Origin of the sequence: Streptomyces roseus (assembly GCF_001044425.1) — a bacterium.
GTDB lineage: Bacteria > Actinomycetota > Actinomycetes > Streptomycetales > Streptomycetaceae > Streptomyces > Streptomyces roseus.
This window is the reverse complement of record NZ_LFML01000109.1, coordinates 1-13,749: the sequence shown is the minus strand read 5'-3', so window position 1 is coordinate 13,749 and position 13,749 is coordinate 1. Positions and strand designations below refer to the sequence as shown.

Here is a 13,749-nt window from a genome sequence, read left to right as displayed (position 1 = left end):
CTGCGGGCTTTTCCCTTGTCACGGAACCGCCCCCTGTTTATAGTCAGGGTGACTATTAAAGAACGAGGGGGGTCGGCCGTCATGAGCTGGACCGAAATCCTGGGCTTCGCCACCGGAGCCCTGTGCGTCTGGCTCGTCGCCCGGCAGCACGTCGCGAACTGGCCCATCGGCATCGCGAACAACGTCTTCTTCATCGTGCTCTTCGCCCAGTCCGGCCTCTACGCCGACGCCGGGCTCCAGATCGTCTTCATCGCCCTCGCCGCGTACGGCTGGTGGTCCTGGACCCACGGGGGTGGACCAGGAACCGCCGAGGCCCTGCCGGTGCGCCGCACCACGCGCACCGAATGGGCCGCGCTGGCCGCGGCGGGGGCGGTGGGGGTGCTCGGGCTCACGCTGCTGCTGGGCCGGGCCTCCGACTCCACCGTCCCGTTCTGGGACGCGCTGACCACCGGGCTCTCGCTGATGGCCACGTACGGCCAGTGCCGCAAGCTCGTCGAGTCCTGGTGGCTGTGGATCGCCGCCGACCTCGTCTACATCCCGCTCTACGCGTACAAGGGGCTCTACCTGACCTCGGTCCTGTACGCCGGCTTCCTCGCGCTCTGCGTGGTCGGCCTGCTCGGCTGGCGGCGTACGCTGCCCGCGCGCGGCGCCCGTACGGCGGCGGAGGCGACGGCGTGAGCGGCGCGCAGCGCCACGCCCACGGCCTGGTCCTCGGCAAGTTCTACCCGCCCCACGCCGGGCACCACCACCTCGTGCGCACCGCCCAGGAGCAGTGCGAGCGGCTGACCGTGCTGGTGTGCGCGGCCTCGGTGGAGTCGGTGCCGCTCGCCGACCGGGTGGCGTGGATGCGCGAGGCGCACCCGGGGGCGCAGGTCGTCGGCGCGGTCGACGACATCCCGGTCGACCTGCAGGACCCGGCGGTCTGGGAGGCCCACATGGCGGTCTTCCGGGGCGCGGTGCCGCAGCGCGTCGACGCCGTGTTCACGTCGGAGGCGTACGGGGCGGAGCTCGCACGCCGGTTCGGGGCCGAGGAGGTCTGCGTGGACCCGGAACGCGCCCGCTTTCCCGTCTCGGGAACGGCGGTACGGGCGGACCCGGCCGGGAACTGGGAGTTCCTGGGGCCGGGCGTGCGGGCGGCCCTGACCCGGCGGATCGTCGTGCTCGGCGCCGAGTCGACCGGTACGACGACCCTGTCGCGGGCGCTCGCGGCGCACTACCGGGCGCGCGGTGGGGTCTGGGCCGCGACGGGCTGGGTCGCGGAGTACGGGCGCGCCTACAGCGAGGAGAAGCTGGCGGCGGCCCGCGCGGCGGACCCGGCGGCCACCTGGGAGGACGTGACGTTCACCTCGGCGGAGTTCCCGGTGATCGCCCGGCGCCAGGACGCCGAGGAGGAGCGGGCGGCGCGGGCGGGTTCGCCGGTGCTGATCTGCGACACCGACTCCTTCGCGACGGGCGTCTGGCACGAGCGGTACACCGGCGGCCGCAGCGAGGAGGTCGAGAGGATCGCCGCGCTGACGCGCCGGGACCTCTACCTGCTGACGGACCACGCGGACGTGCCGTTCGAGGACGACGGTCTGCGTGACGGCGAGCACCTGAGGCCGTGGATGACGGAACGCTTCCGCGCGGAACTCACCCGCACCGGCAGGCGTTTCCTGACTGTGCGCGGCGACCGCGAGGCGCGGCTGGCACAGGCCGTCGAGGCCGTCGACGCACTGCTCGCCGACGGCTGGCAGTTCGCGGACCCGCTGCCGGAGCACCGGTGAAGGGGTACGACCGGTACGCCTACGAACCCTTCGCGGTGACGGTCGACCTGGCGGTGTTCACGGTCCGCGGCGGGGCGCTGCACGTGCTGCTGATCCGGCGCGGGCAGGAGCCGTACGAAGGCGCCTGGGCCCTCCCCGGCGGCTTCCTGCTCCCGCGGGAGTCGGCGGAGACCGCGGCCCGCCGGGAACTGGCCGAGGAGACGGGCCTGCCGGAGGCGGTGGTCGCGGGGCTGCACCTGGAGCAACTGCGCACGTACAGCGAGCCGGACCGCGATCCGCGGATGCGGGTGGTCTCGGTCGCCTTCACCGCCCTGGTCCCGGACCTGCCCGAGCCCGCGGCGGGGGGCGGCGGGGACGCCGATCAGGCGCGCTGGGTGCCGGTGGGGGAGGCGGCCGGCCTGGCCTTCGACCATGCGCTGATCCTGGGGGACGCCCGGTCCCGGGTCGGCGCGAAACTGGAGTACACCTGCCTGGCCACGGGATTCTGCCCGCCCGAATTCACCCTCGGGGAACTCCGGTCCGTCTACGAGACCGTCTGGGGCACCGCCCTGGACCGGCCCAACTTCCGCCGCAAGGTGCTGGCCACGCCGGGCTTCGTCGAGGCCGTGCCGGGCGCGGCCCGCCTGACCGGGGGCCGCGGCAAACCGGCCGCGCTCTACCGGGCGGGGCCGGCGACCGCCCTGCACCCGCCCCTGCTCCGCCCCACGGAAGGACACCCGAAATGACCCTGGATCCGAAGAAGCGGGCGGCGACGGGGGCCCTCGTCGGCCTGGCCCTGGGCGACGCCCTGGGTTTTCCGACCGAGTTCAACGACGTCCCGTCGATCCTGGCGAAGACGGGCCCGTGGCGGGAGATGCGCCTGCCGAGCCCGGCCATCGTCACCGACGACACCCAGATGACGCTGGCCCTGGCCCGCGGCATACGGACGGCGGCGGAGCGCGGGCGGGTGGGCCCGCTGCGCCTGACCCGCCCGGTCCGGGAGGAGTTCGTCGGCTGGTACCACTCCCCGGAGAACAACAGGGCCCCGGGCAACACCTGCCTGAAGGCCTGCCACCTCCTCGACGCACCGGACCGGGACTGGCGGGACGCCAGCCAGCTCGGTTCGAAGGGCTGCGGGGCGAACATGCGCGTGGTCCCGGTGGGCCTCGTGCCGGGTTGGACGGAGGAGGAACGCGCCGGCGCGGCCCAGCTCCAGTCGGCCCTCACCCACGGCCACCCGACGGCCCTCGCCGCCTCCGACCTGACGGCGCGGGCGGTGTACCTCCTCGCGCAGGGCGCCGAGGTGACCGGCCTGGTCGGGCAGCTGCGCTCGTACGCCCTGCACCAGCGCACCCGCTACCACGAGCGCTGGCTGGGCGACCTCTGGATGCGCACGGCGTCGGACGCGTCGCCGGAGTCCTTCATGGCCCGGGGCTGGGACGAGTGCCTGGGGGCCCTGGACCGCCTGACCAAGGCCCTGCGGACCCCCTCCCCGGAGACGGACCCGTGCCTGACGACCGGCGACGGCTGGATCGCGGAGGAGGCCCTGGCCACGGCGCTCCAGTGCTTCCTGCTCTTTCCGAACGCCCCCCTGACCGCCCTGCGCCGCGCGGCCTGCACGAAGGGCGACTCGGACTCGATCGCCTGCCTGGCCGGCGCCTTCGCCGGCGCCCACCTCGGTGCGGACGCCTGGCCCCGCGACTGGGAGGCCCGCATCGAGTACCGCGACGAACTCCTGGCCTTCGGCGCCCTCTGGGACGTGTGACGCCCGGCCCCGGGCCGCGTACGCCAGGACTTCGAGGCGCTGCGCGCGGCGCTGGAGGCGGCCCGGGCGGGCTCCGCCCCTCCCGGGCGCGGGTCCCCGGACGACGCCCTTGACGCGTCGTCCGGCGGCGGGACTACGCGGCTGAGGCGCGGCGAGTGCGCAGGAGGAAGTCCTCCACGCGGGCCCGGTCCGGTTCCGGGGGGAGGGGAGTGGTGGCCAGGGCCTGCTCCGACTCCTCCTGGAGGCGGGTCATCCAGGCGTCCACCTGCGGCCACGTCAGTTCGCCGCGCCTGACCGCCAGGAGGCGGTCGCGGTGCCCGGTGGCGTCGATGGTCAGGCGGCCCGTGCGCAGGAGGTCGCGGCAGGACAGGAGCAGCCGCAGCAGGTGCATGGCGTGCTTCCAGCGCGGGGCCCCGTCCACGCGGACGTCCGCGAGGAGTTTGGCGTGCTGGGAGAGCGCGTAGCGGCTGAAGGTGGTGTGCGCCTGGCGGGACAGGAAGGCCTCCCGCAGGGAGAGGAGTTCCTCGCCCTGCGGGGTCAGCCGTTCCACCAGCGGGGAGTGCAGGCACTCCAGGATGTTCGGGTTGGCGCGCAGGGCGAGTTCGCAGAAGCGCTCCAGCTCCCAGGAGAACTCCTCCTCCCGCGGACCCTCCACGTGCGTGGGCGGCTTCTCGAAGCGCCAGAAGAGCGGGGTCGGGGCGAGGTAGACGCCGCGCCGGTCGGTGTCGCTCGCCTCCGTCGCCAGGCCGAACGCCCGGGAGCCCATCACGCACGCGTAGATCGTGTGGTCGCGTACGAGGGCGAGGGCTTCCGGGGGCGCGGTCGGCTCGTTCATTCCCGGAGCCTAGGCCGGGGCGGCCGGGCTAGGCGAGCGAGATATTCCCGTCCGGGGCCACCGTGATCTGCTTCTCCGCCAGCGGGCGGGTCGCCGGGCCGTGGGCCACCGCGCCGTCGGTGATCTGGAACTTGCTGCCGTGGCAGGGGCAGTCGATGGTGCCGGCGTCCACCTTGTTCACGAGGCAGCCCTGGTGCGTGCACACCGCCGTGAAGCAGCGGAAGGACCCGGCCGTGGGCTGGGTGACCACCAGCTTCTCGTCCTTGAGGACCGTGCCGCCGCCCACCGGTACCGCGGAGGACTTGAGGAGCGCCTTGCCCGTTCCCGACGAGGGAGAGGCGGGAGAGGAGGGGGAGGACGGGGCGGCGGCCTGGGCGGTGGAGGGACTGCCCGGCTCGCTCTTCGGGTTCTTCTCCTCGCCGCCGCCGCACGCGGTGAGCGTGCCGCCGGCCAGCGCGACGGCCGCTCCTGCCGCCAGTACCGTCCGGCGGGCCGTCGGCGTGGGGTCGCTCATGGTGTGCTCCTCGATCGGGTCGCTCCGGGATGGCGAGCAGCATCCTGGCGCCTTCCGGGCCCCAGGAGAAGCCCCCGCGCCGCCCGGCTCAGGAGCCCTGCTCCCACGGGACGAGCCGTGCCGGGGAGCCCGGCGTACGCACGACCTCCCAGAGGCGGACCACGGCCGCCCGGTCCAGCGGGCCGTGGACGTGCGGGTAGCGGCCGCCGGATTCACCCTCGCGGCGGACTTCCGAGGTCAGGGCCCGCTCGTCGAGCTCGACGGCCAGCAGCGGACCCGGTACGTCGCGGTAGTGCGCGTCCGCGATGGCGAGCACGGTCGGGCGGTCCGCCGAACAGTGCACGAAGCCCTCGGAGTCGAGGGAGGCGGGGGCGTACGGGAGCCCGGGCGCGGCGGTCCAGTCGGCGAGCGGCACGATGTGGAAGATCATGCCGATCGTTCTACCCCAGCGGCCTCCCCACGATGGCACCAGATGGTGGAATGGGGTGGATCAGGTGACATCGTCCACGTCCTGAACCCCCTCGAAGGCCATGGACGGGCACCCCCTGGCCCCCCGCCACCGCCGAGGGTCCGGCCGCCGTCCCACATGACGGGCCGCCGGGTCCGCGGGCCGTGATCGCTGGCTACTCTGGGCCTGACTTGCCGTTACCCCGTGACCAGCCCTTCGCCACCCCCATCCCTGGAGCGTCCCCGTGAGAACCGCCGTCGTGATCGGAACCGGACTGATCGGCACCTCCGCGGCGCTCGCCCTGACCGCCCGCGGGATCACCGTCCACCTCGCCGACCACGACCCCGCCCAGGCCCGTACGGCCGCCTCCCTCGGCGCCGGCACCGACGAGGCCCCCGAGGGGCAGGTCGACCTCGCGATCGTGGCCGTACCGCCGGCCCACGTGGCCGCGACGCTGGCCGAGGCGATCGGCCGCGGGGCGGCCCGGGCATATGTGGACGTGGCCAGCGTCAAGGGCGGTCCCCGCCGGGAGCTCACGGCCCTCGGCGTGGACGTCACGGCCTACATCGGGACCCACCCGATGGCCGGCAAGGAGCGCTCGGGCCCGCTCGCCGCCACGGCCGACCTCTTCGAGGGCCGGCCCTGGGTGCTCACCCCGACCCGCGACACCGACCACGAGGTGCTCAACCTGGCGCTCGAACTCGTCGCCCTGTGCAAGGCCGTGCCGGTGGTCATGGACGCCGACGCGCACGACCGGGCGGTCGCACTGGTCTCGCACACCCCGCAGCTCGTCTCCAGCATGGTCGCCGCCCGCCTGGAGGAGGCCGACGAGACGGCGGTGCGGCTGTGCGGGCAGGGGATCCGGGACGTGACGCGGATCGCCGCCTCCGATCCGCGGATGTGGGTGGAGATCCTCTCGGCGAACCCGGGCCCGGTGGCCGACGTCCTCGCCGGGATCGCCTCCGACCTGGAGGCCACGGTCGACGCGCTGCGCGGTCTCCAGTCCGCCGACGTCGAGAAGCGGCGCGGCGGCGCCGCCGGCATCGAGGACGTCCTGAAGCGGGGCAACGCGGGCCGGGTCCGGGTACCGGGCAAGCACGGCGCGGCGCCCATCGCGTACGAGACGGTCGCCGTGCTGATCAGCGACCAGCCGGGCCAGCTCGCGCGGATCTTCGCCGACGCCGGGCGGGCCGGGGTCAACATCGAGGACGTGCGCATCGAGCACGCCACGGGCCAGCAGGCCGGTCTGGTCCAGCTCATGGTCGACCCGAGGTCCGCCGCCTCCCTCACCGCGGAGCTGCGCGAACGCGGCTGGGCCCTGCGCCGGCAGTAGCCCCGCACTGCGCCGGCAGCAGCCCCGCGAGCGGCCGGGCGCCCCCTCGCCGCGGTACTCCCCGGTACTGGACGGCGCCCGCGCCCGGGGCCGGTAACCTTGGAGAGGGGCGCTTTGGCGCGCCCGGACACGTACGCGCAACCAGGAAGGTGCCCGCACCGTGGAAACCGCAGCTCCGTCCGCCGTGATCGTCGCCATCGACGGTCCCTCCGGCACGGGCAAGTCCAGCACCTCCAAGGCCGTGGCCGCCAAGCTCGGGCTGCGCTACCTGGACACCGGTGCCCAGTACCGGGCCATCACCTGGTGGATGATCACCAACGGGATCGACACCGACGACCCGCACGCGATCGCCGTGGCGGCCGGCAAGCCCGGCATCGTCTCCGGGACGGACCCGGCCGCGCCGACCATCACGGTCGACGGCCTGGACGCCTCCGTCCCCATCCGCACCCAGGAGGTCACCTCCAAGGTCAGCGCCGTCAGCGCCGTCCCCGAGGTGCGCACCCTGATCACCGAGCTCCAGCGCTCCATCGCCGCCTCGGCGGAGGGCGGGATCGTCGTCGAGGGACGGGACATCGGCACCACCGTCCTGCCCGACGCCGACCTCAAGATCTTCCTGACCGCGTCCCCCGAGGCCCGCGCCGCGCGCCGCAGCGGGGAGCTGCGCGGCAAGGAGGCCACGGACCTCGCGGCCACCAAGGACGCCCTGATCAAGCGCGACGCCGCCGACTCCGGCCGCAAGACCTCCCCGCTGGCCAAGGCCGGCGACGCCGTGGAGGTCGACACCACCGAGCTCACGCTCGACCAGGTCATCGAGTGCGTCGTCACGCTCGTGGAAGAGAAGCGGGCGGGGCGCCAGTGAGCGCTACGCCCTCCCTCAAGGGTGCGGCGCTCGGCCGGCGGATCGGCATCGGCCTCATGTACGGGCTGTGGAAGCCGCGCGTACTGGGCGCCTGGCGCGTCCCCGCCTCGGGGCCTGTCATCCTTGCCGTGAACCACGCGCACAACATCGACGGACCGATGGTCATGGGCACCGCCCCGCGACCGCTGCACTTCCTCATCAAGAAGGAGGCGTACGTCGGCCCGCTCGGCCCGTTCCTGGACGGGATCGGCCAGGTCAAGGTCGACCGTACGGGCACGGACCGGGGCGCCATCAGCAAGGCGCTCGCGGTGCTCGAAGGCGGCGGAGCCCTGGGGATCTTCCCCGAGGGCACCCGCGGCGAGGGTGACTTCGCCTCGCTGCGCGCCGGCCTCGCGTACTTCGCGGTCCGCAGCGGCGCGCCCGTCGTGCCCGTGGCCGTGCTCGGCAGCACCGAGCGCCAAGGGCGACTGGTCCGCGGACTGCCGCCCTTCAAGAGCCGGGTCGACGTCGTCTTCGGATCGGCGTTCGACGCGGGCGACGGCACCGGCCGCCGCACCCGTACCGCCCTGGACGAGGCCACCCTGCGCATCCAGAGCAGGCTGACCGCCCACCTGTCCGACGCCAAGCGCCTCACCGGGCGCTGAGCGAGACTTGACCCAGTAGTGGTCCCGCGCTGCGCGGGCACCACCGATCACCACGAACGACGAGGAACGGACTTCATGAACGACCAGCACGACCACGGAGCGCTCGGCGATGCCGAGTACGCGGAGTTCATGGAGCTCGCCGCAGAGGAAGGCTTCGACGCGGACGACGTCGAGGGCGCGATCGCGGAGGCCGGCCATGGGCCGCTGCCCGTGCTCGCCGTCGTCGGCCGCCCGAACGTCGGCAAGTCGACCCTGGTGAACCGCATCATCGGCCGCCGTGAGGCGGTCGTCGAGGACAAGCCGGGCGTCACCCGCGACCGCGTCACGTACGAGGCCGAGTGGGCCGGCCGCCGGTTCAAGGTCGTCGACACCGGCGGCTGGGAGCAGGACGTCCTCGGCATCGACGCCGCCGTCGCCGCCCAGGCCGAGTACGCCATCGAGACCGCCGACGCGGTCGTCTTCGTCGTCGACGCCAAGGTCGGCGCCACCGACAGCGACGAGGCCGTCGTCAAGCTGCTGCGCCGCGCCGGCAAGCCCGTCGTCCTGTGCGCGAACAAGGTCGACGGCCAGAGCGGCGAGTCCGACGCGGCCTCCCTGTGGTCCCTGGGCCTCGGCCAGCCGCACCCCGTCTCCTCCCTGCACGGCCGCGGTACGGGCGACATGCTCGACGCCGTCCTGGAGGCGCTGCCCGAGGCGCCCGAGCAGAGCTTCGGCGGCGCCCCGGTGGGCGGCCCCCGGCGCATCGCGCTCATCGGCCGTCCCAACGTCGGCAAGTCCTCGCTGCTCAACAAGGTCGCGAAGGAGGACCGCGTCGTCGTCAACGAGCTGGCCGGCACCACCCGCGACCCGGTCGACGAGCTGATCGAGCTCGGCGGCGTCACCTGGAAGTTCGTGGACACCGCGGGCATCCGCAAGAAGGTGCACCTCCAGCAGGGCGCCGACTACTACGCCTCCCTGCGCACGGCCGCCGCCGTCGAGAAGGCGGAGGTCGCGGTCATCCTGATCGACACCACCGAGACGATCAGCGTCCAGGACCAGCGCATCATCACGATGGCCGTCGACGCCGGGCGCGCGATCGTGATCGCGTACAACAAGTGGGACGAGCTCGACGAGGAGCGCCGCTACTACCTCGAGCGCGAGATCGAGACCGAGATGCAGCAGGTCTCCTGGGCCCCGCGCGTCAACGTCTCCGCGCTGACCGGCCGCCACATGGAGAAGCTGGTCCCGGCGATCGAGACGGCCCTCGCGGGCTGGGAGACGCGCGTCCCGACCGGCCGGCTGAACGCCTTCCTCGGCGAGGTCGTCGCGGCCCACCCGCACCCGATCCGCGGCGGCAAGCAGCCCCGCATCCTGTTCGGTACCCAGGCGGGGAGTAAGCCGCCGCGGTTCGTCCTCTTCGCCTCCGGCTTCCTGGAGCACGGCTACCGGCGCTTCATCGAGCGCCGTCTGCGCGAGGAGTTCGGCTTCGAGGGGACGCCGATCCACATCTCCGTGCGGGTGCGCGAGAAGCGCGGCGCGCAGTACAAGAAGAAGTAGGCGCCGAGCAGGAGCGGCGGCGCGGCTTCACCGGTCCGGGGTCAGTAGCCCCGGCGCGGAGCGGGCGGCAGGGCCGCCGGGATGTGGTGCATCCCGGTGTGGTGCTGCCGCCCGTTGCCGTACCCGGGGCCGGTGCCCGCGTTCTCGCCGCCGCCGGCCCCGCCGGTCGCGGACCCGGCGTACGCGTACGAGGGCTGCGGCGCGGGCGGCGCGGGGGCGTACGCGGCCGGCCACGGGTCCGTCTGCCATGCCGAACCGTTCCAGCCGCTCCCGTACGAGCCGCCTCCGTACGGGGCGACGGCGCCCGTGTGCGAGCTCCCGTACGAGAACGCCGTGAACCCGAGGTCCTCCTCGCCCGTACGGTCGCCCGGCAGGGTCCGGAAGGCCCGCAGGTACTCCGAGTACAGCGCGTCGTAGATCGGGGTGTGCGAGACGGCGGGGCGCATCGGGGAGACGGTGCTCGCGTGGGCAGGGGCGCGGGAGGGGTCGTATGAATGCACGTATCAGCCAACGAACCCGGGGCCCTGCGGATGCGGGCGGGAAGCAGAAAAACGCAGATCGCCGGGGGTGCGCGGGATGGACCGCGTACCCCCGGCGCATACCGCGCCGCCCCTGGCCGAGGGGCGGCGCGGCCGTTCCGGGCTCCCCTGCCGGGGAGGGGGCTCAGACGCCCGCGGTGCCCGCCAGCGGCATCGAGGCCGCCACGAGCTTGCCGCCGGCGGCGGCCTTGTCCAGCGCGTCGCGGAGCAGGTCCTCGCGGGGCTGCTGGCCGATGGAGCCGACCGGGGCGGCGTAGATGAGCACGCGCTGGGTCTTGTTGACGGCGGCGCGCCAGCCGTCGGTGACCGACAGTGCCTGGTGGGCCTGCCACCAGGCGATCTGGCCGCCGCCCTCGGCGCCGGGCTGGAGCACGGCGTGCAGCTGGCCGGCGGCGAGCAGCACGGACCAGCCGCTCAGCGGGGAGGGGAGTTCGGCGGTGTCGGTGACCGGGATGAACCCCTGCTCGATGAGGAGCGGCAGGAAGTCGTCGCCGGGGCCGGTGGTGCCGGGGCGGGCGATCGGCGCGGTCGGCTCGACCACGAGGGCGGGGTGCAGCTCGCCGCCGATCAGGACCAGGCCGCTGGTGATGCCGAGGACGGCCTGGCCGCCGGGCACGTTCTGCGGTGCGTCGCCGCCGGCCGGGCTGTCGCCGGTGATGCTGCGGACGGCACCCTGGAGCTGCTCCTCGGAGACGTTGACCACCTGGGAGGGGATGCAGCCGGCGTGGGCGAAGGCGAGGACGGCGGTCTCCTCGCCGACGAACAGCACCGTGCTGGTGCGGTCGGTCTCGGGGTCCCCGGGGGTGCGGCAGGAGGTGCAGTCGTAGCTGCGCGGTGCGTCGTCGCCGGTGAGCAGCCTCTCGGCTTCTTCGTCACCGATCTCGGCACGTACCTCATCACTGACGTCGAGCATGCGGGGCACGGGCTGGCTCCTCGGATTGGGCGAGCGGGGGCGGCCGGGCGGTTCCCGGCTCGCCGGGCTCAACGGCGCAGCGGCGGCCGGGGTCACGCCGTTGGAGGGAACGGAATCGAACCTGGCCCCCGGAGGGGTGAACGGTCGGACCGGAGCTTTGTTTTCGTGTCAACTCTTTTACGTATGCGTGCAGTTGGTGGTCGGTACTGGTCGTTTCGGCGGGAGCGGCGGCTGCGCCGACCGGGTGGACCGCGGGACGGCCCGCGTGGCAAGCCCGGGAGGGGGCGGCGGCGCTGCGTAGCGTGACGCGATGCCCGACCTCCGGATCCGGCGGGCCGCCCCGGCGGCCGCCGCCGCAGCTGCCGCGCTGGCTCTCGTCCTCGTACTCCCGGCGGGAGCCGGCGCGGCCCCGCCGCCGCCCGCGCCCGGGCCCGCGGCGGCGGCCCACCCCGGCTCGCCCGGGATCATCGGGACCGGCCCGGGGGACTGCGGGCCGGGCGGGCAGTGGCCCTGGGACTGCGTGGCCGACTGCGAGAGCAGCGGGCGCTGGGCCGTCAACACCGGCAACGGGTTCTTCGGGGGCCTGCAGTTCTGGCAGCCGACGTGGGAGGAGTACGGGGGGCTGGTGTTCGCGCCCCGGGCCGATCTGGCGAGCCGGGAGCAGCAGATCCGGGTGGCCGAGGACGTGGTGGGCTTCCAGGGGTGGGACGCGTGGCCGGTGTGCTCGAAGCGGTACGGGCTCGCGGGGCGCATGCACACGGTGCGGGCCGGGGACACGCTGGAGCAGATCGCCCGGAAGTACGGGGTGAAGGGCGGTTGGCAGGCCCTGTACGAGCCGAACCGGACGGTGATCGGCCCGGACCCCCAGGCGCTGGTGGTCGGCACGCTGCTCGCCCTTCCGCCGTCGGCCCCGCCGCCGCCTCCCGCGCGGGTCCCGGTGACGACCCCCGCTCCGGTGACGACGCCCGCTCCGGTCACGGCGCCCGGGCCGGCCCCGGTGCCTTCGCGGAAGCCCGCACCGAAGCCCGTAGCGAAGCCGGTTCCGAAGCCGGTCCCGGCGCGCAAGCAGGCCCGTACGCCGGCCCCCGCGGCCACGCCCGCTCCCTGACGTGGTCCGGCCCGCCCGGGCGATTCGGCCGGGGGCCGGGGGACCGGCAGACTGCTCGGCATGCTGGAGACCTCCGCACGACTGCTGCGCCTGCTGTCCCTGTTGCAGGCCCACCGCGACTGGACCGGCTCCGACCTCGCGGAGCGCCTCGGGGTGACCCCGAGGACGGTGCGGCGCGACGTGGACCGGCTGCGCGAGCTCGGCTACCCGGTGAACGCCAGCCCGGGCACCGGCGGCGGCTACCAGCTGGGCGCCGGGGCCGAGCTGCCGCCGCTGCTGCTCGACGACGACGAGGCCGTCGCCGTGGCGGTGGGCCTGCGCACGGCCGCCGGGAACGGGGTGGAGGGGATCGGCGAGGCCTCCGTAAGGGCGCTCGCCAAGCTGGAGCAGGTGCTGCCGGGGCGGCTGCGGCGGCGGGTGTCGGCGCTCAACGAGTTCACCGTGCCGATGCTGCGCGGGCCGGGGCGGGCCACCGTCGACCCCTCCGTGCTGACCGAGCTCGCCTCCGCGTGCCGGGACGCCGAGCGGCTGCGCTTCGACTACCGGGACCACGCGGGCAGCGTCAGTCGCCGCGCGGTGGAGCCGCACCGGCTGGTCTGCACCGAGCGGCGCTGGTACCTGGTCGCCTGGGATCTGGACCGGGGGGACTGGCGGACCTTCCGCGCCGACCGGATCGAGCCCAGACCGCCGCACGGGCCGCGGTTCAGTCCGCGTCCCGGGCCCGCCGAGGACCTCGCCGCGTACGTGTCGCGCGGAGTGTCGCAGGGCGTGTACGCGGCCCGGGCGGTGCTGCGGCTGAAGGTGCCGGCGGAGGCGGCGGCCGCGATCGTGGGGCCGAGCCAGGGGACCCTGGAGCCGCTCGACGCCGAGAGCTGTCTGCTGCGGACGGGCGCCGTGAGCCTCGACGTCCTCGTCATTCACGTGATGCTGCTCGGCTGTGAGTTCGAGGTGGTGGAGCCGCCGGAGCTGGCGGACCGGATCAGAGCCGCCCGTGACCTTCTCGGGCGGGCCGTGGAGAAGATGTAAGGAAACCGAGGGGGGTTGACCCGCCGTGCCGGGAGCGTCACCACAATCCCCGGATGAATTCGGGGGGTCCCGGAGGGAATGCGGAACGGGATGTGCGCGCGGCATGTCGCGGGCCGGAAAAAGAATGGCGCGGGGCTTCTTTCACGGCGGTGCGGATGAAGCGGGGCCCGTCAAAGAACTGTCGACATTCCGTGACCCAAGCGTGACCCGGTACGGACGAACCTCCGGGCGCCGAGCTGACGTTCCGGCCGGCCGCACGAGGGGGATCACCGAAATGGCCGAGGCGGGCCGGGTGGTGACCCGGTCCGCCTCGGTGGTGCGGGGTGAGGTGGTGCGTACCGCCCCGCGGTGTTCGCGTACGGCCTGCGGCGTCCCCGTACGGGGGGTCAGGCGCCGGTGGCCGGACGGGCCGCGGCCCGGCCCGCCGGGGGCCGCTCGGTGTGGGCCGGTCGGCGGCTGCCGACCGGCGTGACCGGGGTCCGCTCGG

At 74.2% G+C, this 13,749-nt stretch carries 15 protein-coding genes; 10 read left to right on the top strand and 5 right to left on the bottom strand.

Annotated features, from left to right (window positions below):
- The first annotated feature begins 81 nt into the window (after positions 1-81).
- From pnuC to ACS04_RS25065, 4 genes are read left to right on the top strand one after another with little or no spacing between them, the layout of a single operon-like run.
- Positions 82-678 carry a nicotinamide riboside transporter PnuC gene (pnuC, locus tag ACS04_RS25080; RefSeq protein WP_107438688.1) on the top strand — a complete coding sequence of 199 codons (597 nt, stop codon included), beginning with the start codon at positions 82-84 and terminating at the stop codon, positions 676-678.
- Positions 675-1,763 (top strand): AAA family ATPase, encoded by a 1,089-nt coding sequence (locus ACS04_RS25075; protein WP_048479027.1) that lies wholly within the window; start codon positions 675-677, stop codon positions 1,761-1,763. Before pnuC ends, ACS04_RS25075 begins: the two co-directional genes overlap by 4 nt.
- Positions 1,760-2,488, top strand: a complete 729-nt coding sequence (locus ACS04_RS25070) for an NUDIX hydrolase (RefSeq protein WP_048479026.1) — start codon at positions 1,760-1,762, stop codon at positions 2,486-2,488. The genes ACS04_RS25075 and ACS04_RS25070 overlap by 4 nt, the downstream gene beginning before the upstream one ends.
- Complete coding sequence (locus ACS04_RS25065) at positions 2,485-3,507, top strand: ADP-ribosylglycohydrolase family protein (protein ID WP_048479025.1); 1,023 nt, start codon at positions 2,485-2,487, stop codon at positions 3,505-3,507. Before ACS04_RS25070 ends, ACS04_RS25065 begins: the two co-directional genes overlap by 4 nt.
- Positions 3,508-3,640: 133 nt before the next feature.
- Here the strand turns inward: ACS04_RS25065 and ACS04_RS25060 are convergent, their stop codons facing one another.
- The 3 genes from ACS04_RS25060 to ACS04_RS25050 all read right to left on the bottom strand — a co-directional run bounded on the left by ACS04_RS25060 (position 3,641) and on the right by ACS04_RS25050 (position 5,286).
- A complete protein-coding gene (locus ACS04_RS25060) occupies positions 3,641-4,342 on the bottom strand; it encodes a nucleotidyltransferase domain-containing protein (RefSeq protein ID WP_048479024.1) in 702 nt (233 codons plus the stop codon).
- A gap of 28 nt (positions 4,343-4,370) precedes the next feature.
- Positions 4,371-4,856 (bottom strand): Rieske (2Fe-2S) protein, encoded by a 486-nt coding sequence (locus ACS04_RS25055; RefSeq protein ID WP_048479023.1) that lies wholly within the window; start codon positions 4,854-4,856, stop codon positions 4,371-4,373.
- An 88-nt stretch (positions 4,857-4,944) separates the two neighbouring features.
- Positions 4,945-5,286 carry a DUF952 domain-containing protein gene (locus ACS04_RS25050; protein ID WP_048479022.1) on the bottom strand — a complete coding sequence of 114 codons (342 nt, stop codon included), beginning with the start codon at positions 5,284-5,286 and terminating at the stop codon, positions 4,945-4,947.
- Between the two features lie 262 nt (positions 5,287-5,548).
- Between ACS04_RS25050 and ACS04_RS25045 the strand changes: the two genes are divergently transcribed.
- The 4 genes from ACS04_RS25045 to der all read left to right on the top strand — a co-directional run bounded on the left by ACS04_RS25045 (position 5,549) and on the right by der (position 9,676).
- The gene (locus tag ACS04_RS25045; protein WP_048479021.1) at positions 5,549-6,637 is read left to right on the top strand and encodes a prephenate dehydrogenase; all 1,089 of its coding nucleotides are present in this window, start codon (positions 5,549-5,551) and stop codon (positions 6,635-6,637) included.
- Between the two features lie 160 nt (positions 6,638-6,797).
- Complete coding sequence (cmk, locus tag ACS04_RS25040) at positions 6,798-7,496, top strand: (d)CMP kinase (protein WP_048479020.1); 699 nt, start codon at positions 6,798-6,800, stop codon at positions 7,494-7,496.
- 56 nt (positions 7,497-7,552) lie between these two features.
- Entirely contained in the window at positions 7,553-8,140 is a 588-nt protein-coding gene (locus tag ACS04_RS25035; protein WP_078865283.1) for a lysophospholipid acyltransferase family protein, read from the top strand.
- Between the two features lie 75 nt (positions 8,141-8,215).
- Positions 8,216-9,676: a ribosome biogenesis GTPase Der gene (gene der, locus ACS04_RS25030; RefSeq protein ID WP_048479018.1), complete on the top strand. Its 1,461-nt coding sequence runs from the start codon at positions 8,216-8,218 to the stop codon at positions 9,674-9,676.
- Between the two features lie 41 nt (positions 9,677-9,717).
- Here der and ACS04_RS25025 read toward each other — a convergent pair whose 3' ends face one another.
- Entirely contained in the window at positions 9,718-10,122 is a 405-nt protein-coding gene (locus tag ACS04_RS25025; RefSeq protein ID WP_245236535.1) for a hypothetical protein, read from the bottom strand.
- 217 nt (positions 10,123-10,339) lie between these two features.
- On the bottom strand, positions 10,340-11,137 hold the full coding sequence (locus ACS04_RS25020; protein WP_048479016.1) for a hypothetical protein: 798 nt from the start codon (positions 11,135-11,137) through the stop codon (positions 10,340-10,342).
- Positions 11,138-11,438: 301 nt separating this feature from the next.
- On the opposite strand from ACS04_RS25020, the gene ACS04_RS40115 reads away from it, so the two are divergent.
- On the top strand, positions 11,439-12,236 hold the full coding sequence (locus ACS04_RS40115) for a transglycosylase family protein (protein ID WP_078865277.1): 798 nt from the start codon (positions 11,439-11,441) through the stop codon (positions 12,234-12,236).
- Between the two features lie 60 nt (positions 12,237-12,296).
- Positions 12,297-13,262: a helix-turn-helix transcriptional regulator gene (locus ACS04_RS25010; RefSeq protein WP_048479015.1), complete on the top strand. Its 966-nt coding sequence runs from the start codon at positions 12,297-12,299 to the stop codon at positions 13,260-13,262.
- Positions 13,263-13,749: the final 487 nt, after the last annotated feature.